Origin of the sequence: Mycobacterium sp. IS-3022, from assembly GCF_001500065.1 — a bacterium.
Lineage (GTDB): Bacteria > Actinomycetota > Actinomycetes > Mycobacteriales > Mycobacteriaceae > Mycobacterium.
Window position 1 is genome coordinate 14,441 of sequence record NZ_LQIN01000045.1, and the last position, 19,062, is coordinate 33,502.

Here is a 19,062-nt window from a genome sequence, read left to right on the forward strand (position 1 = left end):
TCGGGAGTTAGCGGAAGTCGCGGGACTTCGAGCCGATGGCCAAGGTGAGCTTGCCCATCCGCTCGGCGACGACGGTGACCGCGCCGGTCGCGTTCTGCACCTGACCGCGAATCAACAATGCCGCGGCCGTCTGCGCCAACTTGCGGTGCCGCGCCCACACGCCGCGCGAGCAGATGATGTTGACCATCCCGGTTTCGTCCTCGAGGTTGAGGAACGTGACGCCCTGGGCGGTCGCGGGCCGCTGGCGGTGCGTGACGGCCCCGGCCACCAGCACCCGGGAGCCGTCGGGCACGTCGAGCAGCTTGCCCGCCGGTATCACCCCCATGGTGTCGAGGTCCTCGCGTAGGAACTGCGTGGGATAGCTGTCGGAAGAGACACCGGTCGCCCAGACGTCCGCGGCGGCCAACTCGAGGTCGGTCATACCCGGCAGTGCGGGAATGTGTGACGACGCGCCCACCCCGGGCAGCCGGTCGGGCCGCTGGGTGGCGGCGGCCCCCGCCGCCCACAGTCCTTCGCGCCTGGTGATGTCGAAGCAACCCAGCGCTCCCGCGGTGGCCAACGCCTCGGTCTGCGGCACCGACAGTTGCACCCGGCGGGTCAGGTCCAACAGGGAGGCGAACGGGCCGTTGGCTTTTCGTTCGTCGACCATGCGCTCGGCCAGCTCGTCACCGATGTGGCGGACATTGCCCAGACCCAATCGGACGGCGTTCCCTGCGTCTTCGAGGGTGGCGTGCGCCAGGCTGGCGTTGACGTCCGGGCCTCGGACGACGACGCCGTGTCTGCGAGCGTCGGCCACCAGCGACTGCGGGGAATAGAAGCCCATCGGTTGCGCACGCAGCAGCGCGGCGCAGAATGCGGCGGGATGGTGCAGCTTGAACCACGACGAGTAGAACACCAGCGACGCGAAACTCAGCGAATGACTTTCCGGGAAGCCGAAGTTCGCGAACGCTTCCAGCTTCTCGTAGATTCGGTCGGCCACCTCGCCGGTGATGCCGTGCCGCTGACGCATACCGTCATAGAACCTGCCGCGAAGCCGGCGCATCCGCTCGGTCGACCGTTTGGACCCCATCGCCCGGCGCAGTTGGTCGGCCTCGGCGGCGGAGAAACCCGCGCAGTCCACCGCGAGCTGCATGAGCTGCTCCTGGAACAGCGGTACCCCCAAGGTCTTGTGCAACGCCGGCGCCATCGACGGATGTTCATAGGTGACGGGCTCTTCCCCGTTGCGCCGCTTGATGTACGGATGCACCGATCCGCCCTGAATCGGGCCGGGCCGGATCAGCGCCACCTCGACGACCAGGTCGTAGAACACGCGGGGTTTGAGCCGCGGCAGGGTGGCCATCTGTGCGCGCGACTCCACCTGGAACACCCCGACGGAGTCGGCTTTTTGCAGCATCTCGTACACGGCGGGCTCGGACAGGTCCAGCTGGGCCAGGTCGACGTCGATACCCTTGTGCTCGCGCACCAGGTCGATGCAGTAGTGCAGCGCCGAGAGCATGCCCAGACCGAGCATGTCGAACTTCACCAAACCGATTGCCGCACAGTCGTCTTTGTCCCACTGCAGCACGCTGCGGTTCTCCATCCGCGCCCATTCCACCGGGCACACGTCGGCGATGGGCCGGTCGCAGATCACCATGCCGCCGGAGTGAATGCCCATGTGCCGCGGCAAGTTGGAGATCTCCTTGGCCAGCTCGATCACCGGCTCGGGGATGTCTTCGACATGCGGCGCCTCGGTGAGGTTGCCCCACTGCCCGAGCTGCTTGCTCCAGGCGTCCTGCTGGCCCTGCGAGAAACCCAGGGCGCGAGCCATGTCGCGCACCGCGCTGCGGCCCCGGTAAGTGATCACGTTGGCCACCTGGGCGGCATAGTCGCGGCCGTATCGGTCGTAGACGTATTGAATCGCCTTCTCCCGCAAGTCCGATTCGATGTCGATGTCGATGTCCGGGGGACCGTCGCGCGCCGGGGACAGGAACCGCTCGAACAACAACTCGTTGGCCACCGGGTCCACGTTGGTGACGCCGAGCGCGTAGCAGACCGCGGAGTTGGCCGCCGATCCCCTGCCCTGGGCCAGGATGCCGTTCTCCTTGCAGAACCGGGTGATGTCGTGAACCACCAGGAAATAACCCGGGAAGGTCAGTTGCTCGATGACTTTCAGCTCGTGCTCGATCTGCGCGTACGCCCGCGGCGCCCGCTCCGGGGGCCCGTACCGTCGGCGTGCACCCTCCATCACCAGATGCCGCAGCCAACTGTCCTCGGTGTGCCCGTCGGGGACGTCGAACGGCGGCAACTGGGGCGCGATCAACGAGAGCCCGAACGCGCACTGCTCGCCGAGGTCGGCCGCGGCGAGCACCACCTCGGGACGGTCGGCGAACAGTCGCGCCATCTCCGCGCCCGACCGCAGGTGCGAACCGCCGAGCGGGGCAAGGTAACCGGCCGCCTCGTCCATCGAGTGCCTGGCGCGGATCGCCCCCATCGCCATGGCCAGCCGGCCCCGCGACGGCTCGGCGAAGTGTGCGGCGGTGGTCGCGACGACGTTCAGGCCGAAGCGCGGCGCGAGTCCGGCCAGAGCGGCATTGCGTTCGTCGTCACACGGATGCCCGTGGTGGGTGAGTTCGATGCTGACCCGGTCCCGGCCGAACCGGTCGACCAGGTCGGCCAGCGCGTCGGCGGCCGCGTCGGGACCACCGGCGCAAAGCGCTTGACGGACATGGCCTTTGCGGCAGCCGGTGAGGATATGCCAGTGCCCGCCCGCAGCCTCGGTCAACGCGTCGTAGTCATAGCGCAGGACTCCCTTCGCGCCACCGGCCAGATGCGCCCTGGCGAGTTCGCGCGACAGCCGCCGGTAGCCTTCAGGGCCACGCGCCAGCACCAGCAGATGCGGCCCGGGCGGATCGGGATCTTCGGTGCGGTTACCCCCGCCGAGCGACAGTTCGGCGCCGAACACCGTCGACATTTCCAGTTCCTTGGCGGCTTCGGCGAAGCGCACCACCCCGTAGAGGCCGTCGTGATCGGTCAGCGCGATCGCCCGCAGATCGAGTCGGACCGCTTCCTCGACGAGTTCCTCCGGTGTGCTGGCGCCGTCGAGGAAGCTGTACGCCGAGTGCGCGTGCAGTTCGGCGTACGGAACGGCCGAGCCCGACCGCTCCAGATCGAGCGGCTGGTACTGACCCCGCTTGCGAGACCAGGCCGGGCTGTCGCCACCGTCGCCGATCTGCTCGTCTATGGGCCAGCCGGCACGGCGCGGTTTGCCGTTGAGCACCCGCTCCATTTCCGTCCAGCTCGGCGGCCCGGTATGCCAGCCCATCCTAGCAGTGTATCGAACATGTGTTCGGTCATGAAGCGCGGTGTTTCGGGTATGCGAAAGACCATGGTCCGAGTTGCGACGGCCGCCGATCAGGTGCGAGAAATCATTGTCGACGCACCCGACGGCGTGCCACCACCCGATGTACTGGACGCGCTCATAGGGGACGCACGTGTGGTGCTGATCGGCGAGAGCTCACACGGCACCCACGAGTTCTATCGAGCCCGGGCCGAGATGACGAAGTGGCTGATCGAGGAGAAGGGCTTCCTCGCCGTCGCCGCCGAGGCCGACTGGCCCGACGCCTACCGGGTGAACCGATATGTCCGCGGCATCGGAGGCGACGCCGACGCCGAGCAGGCCCTGCGCGGTTTCCGCCGCTTCCCCACCTGGATGTGGCGCAACACCGTGGTCCGCGACTTCGCCGAGTGGTTGCGTGCCCACAACCGGAACAGGGCCTACGAACAGCAGGCGGGCTTCTACGGCCTCGACATGTACAGCCTGCACCGGTCGATGGAGGAGGTGATCGGGTACCTCGACAAAGTCGACGCGGCCGCGGCGGCGCGCGCGCGTGAACGTTATTCGTGCTTCGACCACGCCTCATCCGACGAAGACGGCCAGGCCTACGGTCACGCCGCCGCGTTCGGCGCGGGTCGGGACTGCGAGCAGGCGGCCATCGACGAACTGCTCGACGTCCAGCGCCATGCCGTCGAGTACGCCCGCCGCGACGGCCTGCTCGCCGAAGACGAGGCCTTCTATGCCGAACGCAATGCGCACGTGGTGCGCAACGGCGAGGCGTACTACCGCGGCATGTTCGCCGGCCGCGTCAACACTTGGAACCTACGCGACACACACATGGCCGACACGCTCGACGCGTTGCTGCAACACCTCGATCACCGCGGATCCGGTCGAGCCCGAATTGTGGTGTGGGCACACAATTCTCACGTCGGCGACGCCCGAGCCACCGAGATGTCCGCCGACGGGCAGACCACGCTGGGCGCCCTGGCCCGCGAGCGGTACGGCGAACACACCCGGCTGATCGGGTTCTCCACCTTCACCGGCACGGTGACCGCGGCCAGCCGGTGGGGTGGCGCCGCCGAGCGCAAGATGGTCCGGCCCGCCCTGCCGGACAGCGTCGAAGGCCTGCTGTCAGAGGTGGGTGCACGGTCCTTCTATGTGGCCATGCGTGCGGACGGCCGCGTCGCAGCCGAGCCACTCGAGCAGACGCGATTGGCCCGCGCCATCGGCGTCATCTACCGACCGCAGACCGAACGCCAGAGCCATTACTTCCATGCGTGCCCCGCCGATCAGTTCGACGCGCTGATCCACATCGATCGCACTCGTGCACTCGAGCCGCTCGAGCGCACCAGTGAGTGGATCGAAGGCGAAGTGCCCGAGACGTATCCGTCTGGGCTGTAGCGCGCGGAGTCCTACGCTCCATATTGCATAGAGGGCTGTGATTCTTTCGCCGCAGCAACCCTGTGTGCAATCTCGGCCCTAGCGTCGTCGGACGGTTACGGCAGGTCTTCTGGGCCGAGTTGTTCGCGCGGCACGACCACCATCGGGACGTCGAGGACGCGCAGCATCTTGGCCGCCGTCGACCCGAGGAAAAGCCGCCGAGGCGCGCTGAGTCGACTCGACCCGACCATCATCAAATCCCCGTCCTGCCAGTCCAGTTTGCTGACCGCCTCTTCGACCGTCGCGCCATCGACGATCGTCGACGCCACGGGGAACCCTTGCGGGAGCTCGGCTTTCGCCGACTCGTGAACGTGACGCGCATGCGCCAGCGCCCGCTCCTGCGCCGCGTCGCCGTCTCCGCGCAACGCCCCGAACGTCGGGTCCAGGGCCACCAGCGACACCAACCGCAGCGGCGTGCCTGCCGCCCGACTGAACCGAACTGCGGTGTCCAGCAGGATGTCTGCGCCTGCCCGCTCACCGATCGCGCACGTCACTTCCCGCACGCGGTCGATACCCGAGTCGCGCGTTCTCCGAGGCGCCACCGCGACCGGCACCGGAGCCGAGTGCAACAACTCGTTGACCACCGACCCCAGTGAGAAGCCACCCGCCAGGCCGCCGCCCGCTGCGCCGACGACGATCATGTCGGCCTCGACGCGCGCCGCCTCCTGGATGAGCCCGTCGGCCGACGAGTCGTCGAACCGGACGTGGCTGCGCACGACGATGTCGTCGGGCACCGTGGCACTGGCTGCGGCCAGCCACTCCCGGGCCTGCGCGGTGAGGTGCTCCTCGAAATCGCCGATCGGTTTGATCGACGGGGCCACCCGGTCCGGCGGCAGCACGATGCACAGGTCGAGCTCGGCGCCGAGCGTGCGGGCGAGCCGCACCCCGAGCGCCACCGCATCGGCACCGCCTGAAGTGGCCAGATAACCAACGACGAGCCTCATGGTCGACCATCCTGTCAATCCAGGGCAACCGATGCCGGCGGATCGACCAAATGCCGGTCAGTCCCGGTATTCCGCGGCGCCGTCCTCGAGGACGAGGCGGGCGTTCGAACCGTCGGGATCGGCGGCCTCCGTGCGGAACACCGCGCGGCCGGCCTCGGTCCGCCAGATCGACGTCGTGAGCGTCTCGCCCGGAAACACCGGCGAGGTGAACCTGGCGTCGATCGCGCTGACTTTCGTCGCGTCACCGCCGCCGAGTTCGGCGACCAGCGCGCGGCCGGCGACGCCGTAGCTGCACAGCCCGTGCAGGATCGGCTTCGGGAAGCCGGCCAACTCGCGGGCGAACCACGGGTCGCTGTGCAGCGGATTGCGGTCCCCCGACAGTCGGTAGATCAACGCCTGGTCTTCGCGCGTGGGCAGCGCAATTCGCGCATCCGGTTCCCGGTCGGGAATCTCCGGCGCGACGGGCCGCTGCCCCGGTTGCCCGCCGAAGCCGCCCTCGCCACGGATCACCGCGGTCGTGAAGGTCTCCGCGACGACGTTCGACGTGTCCGGATCGGTACCCGTCGCCTTGAGCATGACGATCGCGTTCTTGCCCTCACCCTTGTCCTGGATGTCGGCGACCTCGGCGACCACGCTGAGCTTGCCCGCCGGCTTGAGCGGTTCGTACAACCGGATCCCCTGCGAGCCGTGCAGCAGCATCGCGAAGTTGAACGAGCCGATCATCGCCGCCGCCGCGAACGGCAGACACGCGATCACCGCGTAGGTGGGCAACACCTGCTGTTCGATTCCGTGGCTGTTTTCGGTGGTGAACGCGAGATCGTCGGTGCCCGCCCCGACACCCAGCGCGTAGAGCAGGGTGTCGCGGTCGGTCCATTCGAACAGTTGCGGTTCGGTCTTGGCGCCGATGGCGTTGGGGTCGAGTGGCATACACGGACGATAGCCACTCGGTCACACGGCATTGACGTTTCACCCGCCGAGGGCCACGATGACTCGCATGCGCTATGTCGTTACCGGCGGTACCGGGTTTATCGGACGGCGAGTGGTGTCCCAGTTGCTGGCCCGCGACTGGGACGCCGAAGTGCTGGTGCTGGTCCGCCGGGAGTCGCTGTCCCGGTTCGAGAGGTTGGCCGCGACGTGGGGTGAGCGCGCGAAACCGCTGGTCGGTGACCTCACCGCAGAGAACCTGGGGCTGACGCCCGAGGCGCTCGCTGACGCCGGCGCTGTCGACCACGTCGTGCACTGCGGTGCGATCTACGACATCACCGCATCGGACGCCGACCAGCGCGCGGCCAACGTGGAGGGCACCCGCGCGGTGATCGAGGTGGCGAAACAACTCGACGCGACGCTGCACCACGTGTCGTCGATCGCGGTCGCGGGCACCTTCCGCGGCGAGTTCACCGAGGACGACTTCGATGTCGGCCAGGAACTGCCGACGCCGTATCACCAGACCAAGTTCGAGGCCGAGTTGCTCGTACGCACCGCCACCGACCTGCGCTACCGGGTGTACCGGCCCGCGGTCGTCGTCGGCGATTCGCGTACCGGCGAAATGGACAAGGTCGACGGGCCGTACTACTTCTTCCCAGTGCTGGCGAAGCTGGCCAAGCTGCCGTCGATCACCCCGATGGCGTTGCCCGACACCGGCCGCACGAACCTGGTGCCGGTCGACTACGTGGTCGACGCGCTGGTCGCGCTCATGCACCTGCCGGATCGCGACGGCCAGACGTTCCATCTCACCGCACCGAAAACCATTGGCCTGCGCGGCATTTACCGCGGCGTCGGCAAGGCGGCCGGACTGCCTCCGCTGCGCGCCTCGCTGCCGCGCTCGGCCGCGACACCGTTTCTCAAAGTCGGCGGTCGCGCCAAGGTGGTGCGCAACATGGCGGCCACCCAACTCGGCGTGCCCGCCGAGATCCTCGACGTGGTCGACCTGATGCCGACATTCACCGCCGAGCGCACCGCGGAGGCGTTGCGCGACACCGGTATTGCGGTGCCCGAGTTCGCCGATTACGCACCGGCGCTCTGGCGGTACTGGGCCGCGCATCTCGACCCGGACCGGGCCCGTCGCGACGATCCGGCGGGACCGCTGGTCGGCAGGCACGTGATCATCACCGGGGCCTCGAGCGGGATCGGTCGGGCGTCGGCGATCGCGGTCGCCGAACGCGGGGCGACGGTGTTCGCGTTGGCGCGCAACGCCGATGCGCTTGACGAACTGGTCGCAGAGATCCGCGCCGCCGGTGGCCGAGCGCACGCGTTCACCTGCGATGTCACCGATTCGGCGTCGGTCGAGAGCACCGTGAAGGACATTCTGGGCCGGTTCGACCACGTCGACTACCTGGTGAACAACGCGGGACGTTCCATCCGTCGGTCGGTGGTCGCATCCACGGACCGGCTGCACGACTACGAACGGGTGATGGCTGTCAACTATTTCGGAGCGGTGCGGATGGTGCTCGCGCTGTTGCCGCATTGGCGCGAACGGCGATTCGGTCATGTGGTCAACGTGTCGAGCGCGGGGGTGCAGGCCCGCAACCCCAAGTACAGCTCGTACCTGCCGACGAAGGCGGCGCTGGACGCGTTCGCCGACGTGGTCGCGAGCGAGACACTGTCGGACCACATCACGTTCACCAACATCCACATGCCCCTGGTGCGCACCCCGATGATCGCCCCGTCGCGGCGGCTCAACCCGGTCCCGGCGATCAGCGCCGAGCATGCCGCGGCCATGGTGGTGCGCGGCCTGATCGACAAACCCGCCCGGATCGACACGCCGTTGGGCACCCTCGCCGATTTCGGCAACTACTTCACACCGCGACTGTCGCGGCGCGTGCTGCACCAGCTGTATCTCGGTTTCCCGGATTCCGCAGCGGCCCGTGGCGAGACGTCCCAGCAGACCAGGCCCAGCGGCACCCGTCGTCCCAGGCGGCCGACGCGGGCGGTGCCCCCCTTGCGAGTGCCGCGGCCGGTCAAGACCGCGGCGCGGTTGGTCCCGGGCGTGCACTGGTAACCGAGGTTTCCTATCGTTGGCGGCGTGACGCAGCCCGTGTTCGCCGATGTCGACACCGGCGTCGACGATGCGATGGCGTTGGCGTACCTGTTCGCCAGCGCCGACGCCGAGCTCGTGGGGATCGCGAGCACAGCGGGAAACGTTGGGGTACAACAGGTCTGCAGCAACAATCTGGGCCTGCTGGAGTTGTGCCGGATGCCGCCCATCCCGGTCTCGCAGGGATCCGAACAGCCCATCGGCTCGCTGCTGCGCACCGCCGAGGACACGCACGGCCCCGAGGGCTTGGGTTATGCCCGGTTGCCTGCGACCGCGCGGCAACTCACGCAATACGACGCCGCCGAGGCATGGGTGCGCGCGGCGCGAGCGTATCCCGGTGAACTGGCCGCGATCGCCGTCGGCCCGCTCACCAACCTGGCGCTGGCGCTGCGGATGGACCCCGCGCTACCGACGTTGCTGCGCCGGTTGGTGATCATGGGTGGCGCGTTCGACTATCGGGGTAACACCACTCCGGTGGCGGAGTGGAACATCAGCGTGGACCCGGAAGCCGCGGCCGAGGTGTTCACCGGATGGAATGCGGCGTGGGACGGCGGACAGCCCACGCATCTGCCGATTGTGTTGGGGCTGAACCTGACCGAGCACATCGCGATGACACCCGCCCTGCTGAACCGGTTGGCGACGGAGGCCGGCGCGACGTCGGTGGCGATGAGCGTGTCCGATGACCGCGGCGCCCGGTCGGCGACGGCCAACCCGCTGATCGCGGTGCTCGAGGACGCGATGCGGTTCTACTTCGAGTTTCATGTCGACCAGGGCGAGGGCTATCTGGCGCATCTGCACGACCCGTTGGCCGCGGCGGTGGCGCTTGACCCCGACCTGGTCACGTGCCGGGCGACCACCGTCGACGTCGAGTTGACGGGCACGTTGACCCGCGGCATGACCATCGCTGACTGGAGTAACCGGTGGGGCCGGAAACCGAACGCGCTCATCGGCGTTGGCGTCGACCCGGGCGCATTCTTCGACCGGTTCATCGCGCGCGTCGGCGCGTTTGCGCGGCGGCTGGCTTAACCGACGATCAGCCACACCGCGGCGGCCAGGAACAACAGCACGAAGAGCGCGACCGCGATGACGCTTGCGACGGCCGTCGGCGTCCACCGATGCCGGGGCCGCGATTTCACCGCGCCCACGCCGGAGGTCTGGTCGGAGTCGGGCGGCGTCGACCCGGGCGGCACTCCACCACCGGGTTCGAGGTCCGGCGTGTCGGCCGGGTCGGGGTCTGGCGGTATGGCGGTCATCGATGTGCGGGTACCCGGTCGCGCCGGTGTCACTCATAAATCCCTTCGACGTACCACCGTCGCTGCCGGTAACACAGCAGCAGAGCCTGCCCCGGCTGGGCGTCGCGGGCGGACGCGTCGAGCAGGACCTGCGCCCGTGCAGTGCGGCCGGCCCGATCTTGTTCGGGATCCCACCACCGCTCGTCGACCGGCCACGGCCCGGCCCACCAGGCCAACCTGCCGGCCTTGACCACCTTCCCGGGCGCGGCCAGCCGTGCCGGATCGGTGGAGAACAGGCCGCGGGCGGTCACCCGCACCGGACGGCCCTCGACGTCGAACAACTCGACCGGATCGTCGAGCAACACGGTCGGCGACGGTTCGGGCAGTCGGCCCGGCCACGGCTGACGAGGGTCGGCCCGCGGTACGGGCTCATCCCCCAGCGGGGTCAGCGTGATGCGTTCGGCGGGACCTCGCCCACCGCTGAGCACCGGCACCTGCACCGCCTCCGGTCCGAGCAGACCCTGCACGCGCACCAGCGCGCGACGGGCACGCAGCCGATCCTCTTCACCGACGCCACCCCACAGCGGCAGCTGCAGCGCTTCGGCCGACACCACCTCCACCGGACGCAGCCGGATCACCGTGATCGGCGCCGTGGGCCGGTCATTGGGGTTGCGCCTGTTCAGCCAGCCGTCGAGTTGCCAGCGCACCCGGTCGGCGGTGGCGTCCTCGGTCAGTGGTTCGGCGCAACGCCAAACCCGTTCCAGCTCTTCGCCGTTGGCCGTGATGGCATGGATGGCCAGGCGGGTGCAGCCCACCCCGGACGCCGCCAAGCCACGGTGCAGCTCAGAGGCCAGCGAGCGCCCGGCGAAGGCCGCGGCGTCCACCCGGTCGATGGGCGGGTCACAGTCCATGACGGCGTCGAGTTCCGGTTCGGGTTCACGTCCCGACGGCCCGCGGGAGGGCTCGCCGCGGGCGAACTGATGCGCAGCGACCGCGTCGGCACCGAACCGTGAAGCGACATCGCTGCGGGCCAGTGCGGCGAACTGTCCGATGTTGCGGATCCCCATGCGCCACAGCAGGTCTGCCAGGTCTTCCCGTCCCGGCGCGGCCAGGCTGGGCTCGGTGGCCAGTTGACGGATCGACAGCGCCGACAGGAACGACGCATCCTGCCCGGGCTCGACGATCCGCCCCGCCCGCGCGGCGAACACAGCGGTGGGCAACTGGTCGGCGACACCAACCTGGCATTCGGCACCCGCAGCGGCCACTGCGTCGACCAACCGCTCAGCGGCGGCTTGTTCGGACCCGAAGTAGCGGGCCGCCCCCCGGACCGGCAGGACCAGCAGACCCGGCCGCAACACCTCGGCCCGCGGCACCAGGTCGTCCACCGCGAGCGTCACGCCTTCGAAATGGCGGGCATCGCGCGCCGGGTCGGCGGTGGCCACGTGCAGTTCCGGGCACCGCGCCTGCGCTTCCCGGCGGCGCAGCCCCCGCCGCACACCTACCGATCGGGCCGACGCCGAACAGGCGATGACCCGGTTGGCCAGCGTCACCGCGATCGGTGCGGTCGACGGCAGGTCCGCCGCGGCCGCCGCGGCGACGGCCGGCCAGTCCATGCACCAGATGGCGAGAACGCGCGGGGACACTCATCCGCCCACTGCACGCCCGGAACCGAAAGCCCGTCCCCCGGCCCGCATGGCCAGTCGCACCCGGCTGATGCGGCCGAACCCCGGGCGCCCTTGACCCGCGATCTCGTAACCGCACACCCTGGCCTCCAGCCGGGCCGACGCCCCCTGCCAGTCACCGCCGGTGACCAGCAGGGTGCATCCCCTCTGCCGTGCCCGGGCCACCACCGCCCGCGCACGGCTTGCCGGCACGGATCGCCCGCGCAGGCCGAGCACAACCAGGTCCATACCGTCCATCAGCACCGCGGCGACCTCGACCGGATCGGCCCCGGGTTCGGGGACGACCGCGATCCTGCTCAGGTCGGCACCCATCTCCACGGCCGCCAGCAGACCGGCGTCGGGTTGGCCGACGATCGCGGCATGCCCGCCGTCCGCCGTCACCGCCGCCACCATGCTCAGCAGTAGCGACCGGGCCCCGGTCACCACTGCCACGGTGCCGCGCGGCAACGGCGCGGAGGACAGTTCGGCGAGGGTTTCGGGCATCGGCAGCAAAGTTTCCGAGGTTGGAAGCCGATCGACCGAGGGCGCCGCGCCGCGTCGGCCGGCACCGACCTTGCTGGAGACCGCCGCTATCTTGCGACGCAGGTGTTCTACCTGTTCAGCACGGGTAAGCTGGCGCTGATCCAGGCTGACGACAGCTGTCACATCAGCACCTCCTGCATCGTCTGACTCACACGATTTTCGAATGTATGTTCGATACGCCGAGTAAACACCTCCCCACCGACAAGCGTCAAGCGGACATCTTCCGGCGACTTCTTCCGGCAGCAGACGCAAACTGCCCCGAAACTGCGCCGAAAGCCGGCGTTTTGCGACCGCTCACCGAAGAGGCCGGGGCCCGCCCGCGCCCTCGCCGCCATCGACAATTGATGACATTGACAAATGTCACCAATCGGTGGTGTACTTCAATGGTGCTCAACGATGCGCCGGTGCTTGCGTGGGTGACGCGATGATCTTCGGACGCAAGCGAAGTCGCGACGCCGCGGCTGTCATCACCGGCGCCGGCAGCGGCATCGGCGCCGCCTTCGCCATCGAACTCGCCAACCGCGGCGGCCGGGTGGTGTGCAGCGATATCAACGAAAACGCCGCCCGCACAACGGCAGACGCGATCAAAGCCGATGGCGGGCAGGCGATATCGATGCGTTGCGACGTCACCCGCATCGACGATGTCACCGCGCTGGCCGACGAGGCGCAATCCTGGTTCGACGGTTCGCCCACCGTGGTGATCAACAACGCCGGCGTCGGCGCCGGCGGGCTACCGATCGGCCAGGTGAGCCTCGACGACTGGCGCTGGGTGCTCGACATCAACCTGTGGGGTCCGATCCACGGCTGCCACGTGTTCGCACCGATCCTGCGCGACGCTGGTTACGGCGGCATCATCAACGTCGCCTCGGCCGCCGCGTTCGGCGCGGCCCCGGGGATGGCCGCCTACAACGTCAGCAAAGCGGGGGTGCTGTCGTTGTCGGAGACCCTGGCCGCAGAACTGAGTGGCACCGGCGTGCACGTCACGGCGCTGTGCCCGACTTTCGTCAAGACCAACATCGTCCAGTCCGGCCGTATCTCGGCCAGGTCCACCCAGTTGGCCGACCGGCTGATGCGCTGGACCGGCTTCTCGCCGGCCCGGGTGGCGCGCGTCTGCTTGGACACCCTCGACCGCGGCGGCCTGTACTGCATGCCGCAACCCGACGCCCGAATCGGCTGGGGCATCAAGAGATTCACGCCGACGGCGTACACCCGCGCCGTCGGTCTCACCAACCGCGTCACCACCTAGGAGGTTCCCGATGACCCCCAAGACCAAGATCGACATGGACGCGATGCTGGCCAAGATCAAAGACCGGCAGTGGGCGTTGGCCGACATCGACTGGGACGCCCCGGGCGCCGAGTTGATCACCGACGAGCAGCGCCCGAAGTTGAAGGCCTTCATGGCCGACCTGTGCTGGATCGAGAACATCGGGGCACGCGGGTTCGCGGCGCTGGCCAAGAAGGCGCCGACGCCGACGATCGCGGAGATCTACCGCTACTTCCATGCCGAGGAGCAACGGCACGCCAACGCCGAACTGGCGCTGATGAAGCGGTGGGGCATGCTCGAAGACGGTGAGGTCCCCGAACCCAACGTCAACATCCGGCTGGCCATCGACTGGCTGGACCGCTGGGCGGACGACATGCCGCTGTCGCTGCTCGGCACCGTCATTCCGATGCTCGAAGTCGCCCTCGACGGCGCGCTGCTGAAGTTTCTGCTCGACGAGGTGCACGACCCCGTGTGCCATCGGGTGTTCGAAAAGATCAACAACGACGAATCCCGGCATCTGGTAGTCGATTTCGAGGTGCTCGACATGATCGGCCATGCCAGGATCCGGCGGTTGCTGATTGACTTCGTCGGCCACAACGCCACTCCGGGGCTGATCATCGGTGCGGTCATGGGTGCACCGTTGATAAACAGGATCCGCAACGAGATCGTCGCCATGGGCATGGAGCCGGAGCGGCTGTACCGGGCGGTGAAGCGGTTCAAGGAACTAGGCGATCGCGGCGAGTACACCAGCCGGGTGCCGACATACCGCTTCCTGCGGCGCTACGCCGGCGTTGTCACCAACCCGCGCCACCCCTACCACTTCCTTGCCAACTCCATGGTGTGGCTGTCCGACCGGTATCCGAGGCCATTGCTGCCGTCGGTGCCCAGCTGGGTCAAAGAGGTCACCCACGAGCCGGCGGCCTGACATGGAGATCCACGACACGCTGATCGTCGGTGCCGGGTTCACCGGAATCGGCGCGGCGATCAAGCTCTCCGAGGCGGGGGTGGAGGACTTCGTCATACTCGAACGCGGTGACCAGGTCGGCGGCACCTGGCGCGACAACACTTATCCCGGTGCGGCATGCGACATTCCATCGCTGCTGTACTCATTCTCGTTCGTCAGGAATCCGAACTGGTCGCGGTCTTATTCGCCGGGCGAGGAGATCCGCGCGCACATCGAGGACATGGTCGACGATTTCGGCCTTCGCCACCGCATCAGGTTCGGGGTCGAGGTGAACGCCCTGCACTTCGACGAGACCGACGGCGTGTGGACGGTGAAAGCCAAGGGACGTAAACGCTTTCGGGCGCGCACCGTCGTCATGGCATCCGGGCCGCTGCCGGACCACAAGTGGCCCGACATCCGCGGCCTCGAAACCTACCGGGGCCATAAGATCCACAGCGCACGATGGGATCACGACTACGACTTCACCGGCAAGCGGGTGGCCGTCGTCGGCACGGGCGCCAGCGCGGTGCAGATTGTGCCCGAACTGGTGAAGCGGGCCGACTTCGTCAAGGTCTTCCAGCGCACGCCGGGCTGGGTGCTGCCCCGGCTGGACATCGCCACGCCGGCTGCCGCGCAGACCCTGTTCGCGAAAGTGCCTGCGGCGCAGGAGATCGCGCGGCAGGCGTTGTTCTGGGGTCACGAGCTCACCGCGACCGCGCTGGTGTGGGACACCCCGCTCACTGGGCTGGTCGCCCGGCTGGGCAAGGCGCACTTGCGGTTACAGGTCAAGGATCCGTGGCTGCGCCGCCAGCTCACACCCGACTTCACCCCGGGCTGCAAGCGGATGTTGGTGTCCAGTGACTACTATCCGGCGCTGCAACGGGACAATTGCAAGCTCATCGACTGGCCGATCGCGACCATGAGCCCGGCCGGCATCCGCACCAGCGACGGCGTCGAACACCACTTGGACTGTGTGGTTTTCGCCACCGGTTACGACGTTCATCTGACCGGACCGCCGTTTCCGGTGACCGGCATCGGTGGCCGCAACCTAAGCGAGGACTGGGCCGGCGGTGCACAGGCCTACAAGAGCGTCAACGCCCACGGCTATCCCAACCTGTTCTTCATGACGGGTCCGAACTCCGGCCCGGGCCACAACTCGCTTCTGGTCTACGTCGAAGGCCAACTCGACTACACCGTTCGGGCGATCACCACCATCCTTCGCGAACACCTTCGTTATCTCGATGTGCGCGAGGACGTCCAGCGGCGCTACAACGAGCAGATCCAGAAGCGGCTGACCAAGACCACCTGGATGTCGGGTTGCCGCAGTTGGTACCTGACCGCCGACGGCTTCAACGCGTCGATGTACCCGGGCTTCGCCACCCAGTATCTTCGACAGATGCGGGACTTCCGGCTGGACGACTACGTCGCGGTAGCGCGCGACGCCTACGCGGTCACGACACCGGCCTGACGTGACAGGACGGCAGCCGCGACCGCCGGCGGGACCGATCTCGGCGATCCTCAACGGGCTTCGGCGAGCGGACAAACGGGTGCGCCGCAGTTCACGCGATGTGGTCGCGACGGCGGTCTCGCAGCTGTTCGACGCCGCCGTGCAACCCCACGGTGTCGAGGCGTCCGGCGAGTACCGCATCGAGGAACTCGCTCGGTTGGCCGGCACCACCACCCGCAACATCCGGGTGTACCGCGATCGTGGTCTGCTGCACCCGCCGCTGCGGGTGGGCCGGATCGCACTGTTCAACGACACCCATCTGACCCGGTTGCGGCTGATCACGTCGCTGCTGGACCGCGGCTACAACATCTCGCACGTGCGCGAGATGTTGTCGGCGTGGGAGCAGGGCAAGGGCGTCGGCGAGATCCTCGGGCTGGAGTCGGCGATCGCGGGCAGCTGGGCGACGGAGAAGCCCGAGCGGATGAGCGTCGCCGACGCCAGGCGGCTGGTCGACGACGACCCTGGTTTCGACCGGATGGTCGGGCTCGGCGTGATCAAGCTGGAGGACGGGGAGGCCGTCATCGTCCGGCCCAAGCTCATCGAGGCGTTCAACGACATCCGCCAGTACGGCGTCGGCACCGACAAGCTGATCGACCTGCACGAGCGGATCGCCCCGCTGATCGACCAGATCAGCGGCATCCTGGTGCAGGCGGGCATCGAGGAGGTGCTGCACCGCATCAACCCGGGCGCCGCGCTACCGCCGGACACCGAGATCGCCGAACTGATCACCATGCTCGTGCGGTTCCGCACCCAGGCGGTGTCGGCGGTGTCGGCGACCTTGGCGTTCTCGATCGAGTCGACGATCGAGTCGCTGGTCGGTGAGATCCTCGGCGACGTCATCGAGAAGGACGCCGGAGGCAAGGGCGAGGAAATCAAGGGCGAGCAGACGTGAACTGCCCCGAAAACCAGCGAAAATGGGGCACTTCCCGTTCCGCTACCTGCGGTGTGGGCCCAGCTCGCCAAAGGAGGGAAGATCACTCCCACTCGATGGTGCCGGGCGGTTTGCTCGTCACGTCCAGCACCACCCGGTTGACCTCCGCCACCTCGTTGGTGATGCGGGTCGAGATGCGTTCGAGCACTTCGTAAGGCACCCGAGTCCAGTCGGCGGTCATGGCGTCCTCGCTGGACACCGGACGCAGCACGATCGGATGCCCGTACGTCCGGCCGTCGCCCTGCACGCCCACCGACCGGATGTCGGCCAGCAGCACGACGGGGCACTGCCAGATCTGGTTGTCGAGCCCGGCCGCGGTCAGTTCCTCGCGGGCGATCGCATCGGCGCGACGCAGCGTCTCCAGCCGCGACGCGGTGACTTCGCCGACAATCCGGATACCCAAGCCGGGGCCCGGAAACGGTTGGCGCGCAACGATTTCCTCGGGCAGACCCAGCTCACGGCCGACCGCCCGCACCTCGTCCTTGAACAGCAACCGCAGCGGCTCGACCAAGGTGAACTTCAGGTCGTCGGGCAGGCCCCCGACGTTGTGGTGGCTCTTGATGTTCGCGGTGCCCGAACCTCCGCCGGACTCCACCACGTCGGGATACAGCGTGCCCTGCACCAGGTACTCGATATCGGCGCCGTCGTCGCTGACGAGGCCGCGCACCGCCCCTTCGAACGCCCGGATGAACTCCCTGCCGATGACCTTGCGTTTGCCTTCCGGGTTGGTCACCCCCGTCAGCGCCTCGAGAAACCGGTCGGCGACGTCGACGGTGACCAGGTTGGCGTGGGTGGCGGCAACGAAGTCACGCTGCACCTGCGCGCGCTCCCCCGCCCGCAGCAGGCCGTGGTCGACGAACACGCACGTCAACCGGTCGCCGATGGCCCGTTGCACGAGCGCGGCGGCCACCGCGGAGTCCACCCCGCCGGACAGCCCGCAGATGGCCCGTCCGTCGCCGATCTCCTCGCGCACCTGCTCGACGAGCGCCTCGGCGATGTTGGCCGGCGTCCAGGTCGAGTCGATCCCGGCGAACTCGTGCAGGAAGCGACTCAACACCTGCTGACCGTGCGGCGTGTGCATCACCTCGGGGTGGTACTGCACACCGGCCAGTCGCCGACCCCGATTCTCGAACGCCGCGACCGGCGCACCGGTGCTGGCGGCCACCACCTCGAAGCCCGCGGGAGCCTCGGTGACCGCGTCGCCATGGCTCATCCATACCGGCTGCGTCGCCGGCAGATCCGAATGCAGTTCTCCGCCAGTGACTTTCAACTCGGTGCGGCCGTACTCGCGCGTCCCGGTGCGAGCGACGGTTCCACCGAGCACCTGTGCCATCGCCTGAAAGCCGTAGCAGATGCCGAACACCGGTACGTCCAAGTCGAACAGCTCCGGGTTCAGCCGCGGGGCGCCGTCCTCGTAGACACTGGCCGGCCCGCCGGAGAGCACGATGGCCTGAGGGTCACGGGCCTTGATCTCCTCGACGCTGGCGGTGTGCGGGATCACCTCGGAATACACCCGCGCCTCGCGGACCCGGCGAGCGATCAACTGCGCGTACTGCGCTCCGAAATCGACAACCAGTACGGGTCGGGGAGATCCTGATGTCACCGGGCCAGTCTAGTTGGCGGCGTCGAGGCCAGACGCCCCAGCGCGGTGCGCGTCACATGTCGTACGACATACCGCCCGCAACGGCGATGATCCCGTAGATGACGATGACGATCACGCCGGCGATCGCACCCCATATCGCCCACTTCTTCGCGTCGTCCGACGCCTTCTGCGCCTGCGCGTACTGCCCCTGCGCCCACAACCCGGACACCTTGCTGGCGTACACGATCGACACGATGCCAAACGGCAAGCAGCACAACACCGTGACGAGGATTCCCCACACGAGGTTGCTGTCGGGCTGCTGCGCGGGAACACCGCCGGGCGGCGGGCCGTACCCCTGCGGAGGCGGGGGCGGGGGCGGAGACTGCGGCGGATAAGTCATCGGTGTCCCTTTTCTCGAGTAGCGCCTGCGGGTGGGAACCGGCAAGCCCGCTCAATATAAGGCACCGGTTTGCTGTGTGCGTCAATTTCAGTTCAACGCCGTAACCGCGCCGTCGAACGCTTGTCGCCACCGTCACTTCGCCTCCGCAGCCGAAACGATATGCGCGCCAGACATCTAACGATGCCGGACATCGAGTCACGTCCCGGTGATTCGCCTCGCGCCCGCGTCGTCGGCGCCCACATCGCACGCTCGACCGCGTGATCGGCAC

14 protein-coding genes and 1 pseudogene are annotated in these 19,062 nt (G+C 68.2%); 7 read left to right on the forward strand and 8 right to left on the reverse strand.

Translation table 11 applies throughout. From position 1 onward, the window contains the following. Window positions 1-7: 7 nt before the first annotated feature. Entirely contained in the window at window positions 8-3,301 is a 3,294-nt protein-coding gene (locus AU188_RS18985) for an error-prone DNA polymerase (protein ID WP_059165061.1), read from the reverse strand. A 75-nt stretch (window positions 3,302-3,376) separates the two neighbouring features. Between AU188_RS18985 and AU188_RS18990 the strand changes: the two are divergent. Then, window positions 3,377-4,714, forward strand: a pseudogene (locus AU188_RS18990) (erythromycin esterase family protein); the annotation flags it as partial. A gap of 95 nt (window positions 4,715-4,809) precedes the next feature. Here the strand turns inward: AU188_RS18990 and AU188_RS18995 are convergent. Beyond that, entirely contained in the window at window positions 4,810-5,697 is an 888-nt protein-coding gene (locus tag AU188_RS18995) for a universal stress protein (RefSeq protein ID WP_059165062.1), read from the reverse strand. A 57-nt stretch (window positions 5,698-5,754) separates the two neighbouring features. Continuing rightward, complete coding sequence (locus AU188_RS19000; protein ID WP_059165063.1) at window positions 5,755-6,624, reverse strand: MaoC family dehydratase; 870 nt, start codon at window positions 6,622-6,624, stop codon at window positions 5,755-5,757. 67 nt (window positions 6,625-6,691) lie between these two features. Between AU188_RS19000 and AU188_RS19005 the strand changes: the two genes are divergently transcribed. Both AU188_RS19005 and AU188_RS19010 read left to right on the forward strand, forming a co-directional pair. Then, a complete protein-coding gene (locus AU188_RS19005) occupies window positions 6,692-8,695 on the forward strand; it encodes an SDR family oxidoreductase (protein WP_172799540.1) in 2,004 nt (667 codons plus the stop codon). Between the two features lie 24 nt (window positions 8,696-8,719). After that, window positions 8,720-9,757 carry a nucleoside hydrolase gene (locus AU188_RS19010; protein ID WP_059165065.1) on the forward strand — a complete coding sequence of 346 codons (1,038 nt, stop codon included), beginning with the start codon at window positions 8,720-8,722 and terminating at the stop codon, window positions 9,755-9,757. On the opposite strand, the gene AU188_RS19015 is transcribed toward AU188_RS19010, so the two are convergent. Genes AU188_RS19015 through imuA' form a run of 3 tightly spaced genes read right to left on the reverse strand, consistent with a single transcriptional unit; the run spans window position 9,754 to window position 12,290 of the window. Beyond that, entirely contained in the window at window positions 9,754-9,984 is a 231-nt protein-coding gene (locus AU188_RS19015; protein ID WP_059165260.1) for a DUF6480 family protein, read from the reverse strand. The genes AU188_RS19010 and AU188_RS19015 overlap by 4 nt on opposite strands. Window positions 9,985-10,013: 29 nt before the next feature. Then, the gene (locus AU188_RS19020; protein ID WP_059165261.1) at window positions 10,014-11,576 is read right to left on the reverse strand and encodes a DNA polymerase Y family protein; all 1,563 of its coding nucleotides are present in this window, start codon (window positions 11,574-11,576) and stop codon (window positions 10,014-10,016) included. 30 nt (window positions 11,577-11,606) lie between these two features. Beyond that, the gene (gene imuA', locus AU188_RS19025; RefSeq protein WP_059165066.1) at window positions 11,607-12,290 is read right to left on the reverse strand and encodes a DnaE2-dependent mutagenesis accessory factor ImuA'; all 684 of its coding nucleotides are present in this window, start codon (window positions 12,288-12,290) and stop codon (window positions 11,607-11,609) included. 301 nt (window positions 12,291-12,591) lie between these two features. Here imuA' and AU188_RS19035 point away from each other — a divergent pair, with 301 nt between their 5' ends. Genes AU188_RS19035 through AU188_RS19050 form a run of 4 tightly spaced genes read left to right on the forward strand, consistent with a single transcriptional unit; the run spans window position 12,592 to window position 16,773 of the window. Next, window positions 12,592-13,413, forward strand: coding sequence for an SDR family NAD(P)-dependent oxidoreductase (locus tag AU188_RS19035; RefSeq protein WP_059165262.1), 822 nt, complete (start codon window positions 12,592-12,594; stop codon window positions 13,411-13,413). Between the two features lie 10 nt (window positions 13,414-13,423). After that, entirely contained in the window at window positions 13,424-14,356 is a 933-nt protein-coding gene (locus AU188_RS19040) for a ferritin family protein (protein WP_059165068.1), read from the forward strand. A 1-nt stretch (window position 14,357) separates the two neighbouring features. Continuing rightward, window positions 14,358-15,842: a flavin-containing monooxygenase gene (locus AU188_RS19045; RefSeq protein WP_059165069.1), complete on the forward strand. Its 1,485-nt coding sequence runs from the start codon at window positions 14,358-14,360 to the stop codon at window positions 15,840-15,842. Window position 15,843: 1 nt separating this feature from the next. Next, the gene (locus AU188_RS19050) at window positions 15,844-16,773 is read left to right on the forward strand and encodes a MerR family transcriptional regulator (protein ID WP_059165070.1); all 930 of its coding nucleotides are present in this window, start codon (window positions 15,844-15,846) and stop codon (window positions 16,771-16,773) included. 82 nt (window positions 16,774-16,855) lie between these two features. Here AU188_RS19050 and guaA read toward each other — a convergent pair whose 3' ends face one another. Then, the gene (gene guaA / locus AU188_RS19055) at window positions 16,856-18,415 is read right to left on the reverse strand and encodes a glutamine-hydrolyzing GMP synthase (RefSeq protein WP_059165071.1); all 1,560 of its coding nucleotides are present in this window, start codon (window positions 18,413-18,415) and stop codon (window positions 16,856-16,858) included. 52 nt (window positions 18,416-18,467) lie between these two features. Next, a complete protein-coding gene (locus AU188_RS19060; protein ID WP_082686698.1) occupies window positions 18,468-18,794 on the reverse strand; it encodes a CD225/dispanin family protein in 327 nt (108 codons plus the stop codon). Window positions 18,795-19,062: the final 268 nt, after the last annotated feature.

Coding starts and splice junctions, on each gene's coding strand:
- AU188_RS18985 (WP_059165061.1), bottom strand. CDS start 3,301: ATGGGCTGGCATACCGGGCCGCCGAGCTGGACGGAAATGGAGCGGGTG.
- AU188_RS18995 (WP_059165062.1), bottom strand. CDS start 5,697: ATGAGGCTCGTCGTTGGTTATCTGGCCACTTCAGGCGGTGCCGATGCG.
- AU188_RS19000 (WP_059165063.1), bottom strand. CDS start 6,624: ATGCCACTCGACCCCAACGCCATCGGCGCCAAGACCGAACCGCAACTG.
- AU188_RS19005 (WP_172799540.1), top strand. CDS start 6,692: ATGCGCTATGTCGTTACCGGCGGTACCGGGTTTATCGGACGGCGAGTG.
- AU188_RS19015 (WP_059165260.1), bottom strand. CDS start 9,984: ATGACCGCCATACCGCCAGACCCCGACCCGGCCGACACGCCGGACCTC.
- AU188_RS19020 (WP_059165261.1), bottom strand. CDS start 11,576: ATGGACTGGCCGGCCGTCGCCGCGGCGGCCGCGGCGGACCTGCCGTCG.
- AU188_RS19035 (WP_059165262.1), top strand. CDS start 12,592: ATGATCTTCGGACGCAAGCGAAGTCGCGACGCCGCGGCTGTCATCACC.
- AU188_RS19040 (WP_059165068.1), top strand. CDS start 13,424: ATGACCCCCAAGACCAAGATCGACATGGACGCGATGCTGGCCAAGATC.
- AU188_RS19045 (WP_059165069.1), top strand. CDS start 14,358: ATGGAGATCCACGACACGCTGATCGTCGGTGCCGGGTTCACCGGAATC.
- AU188_RS19060 (WP_082686698.1), bottom strand. CDS start 18,794: ATGACTTATCCGCCGCAGTCTCCGCCCCCGCCCCCGCCTCCGCAGGGG.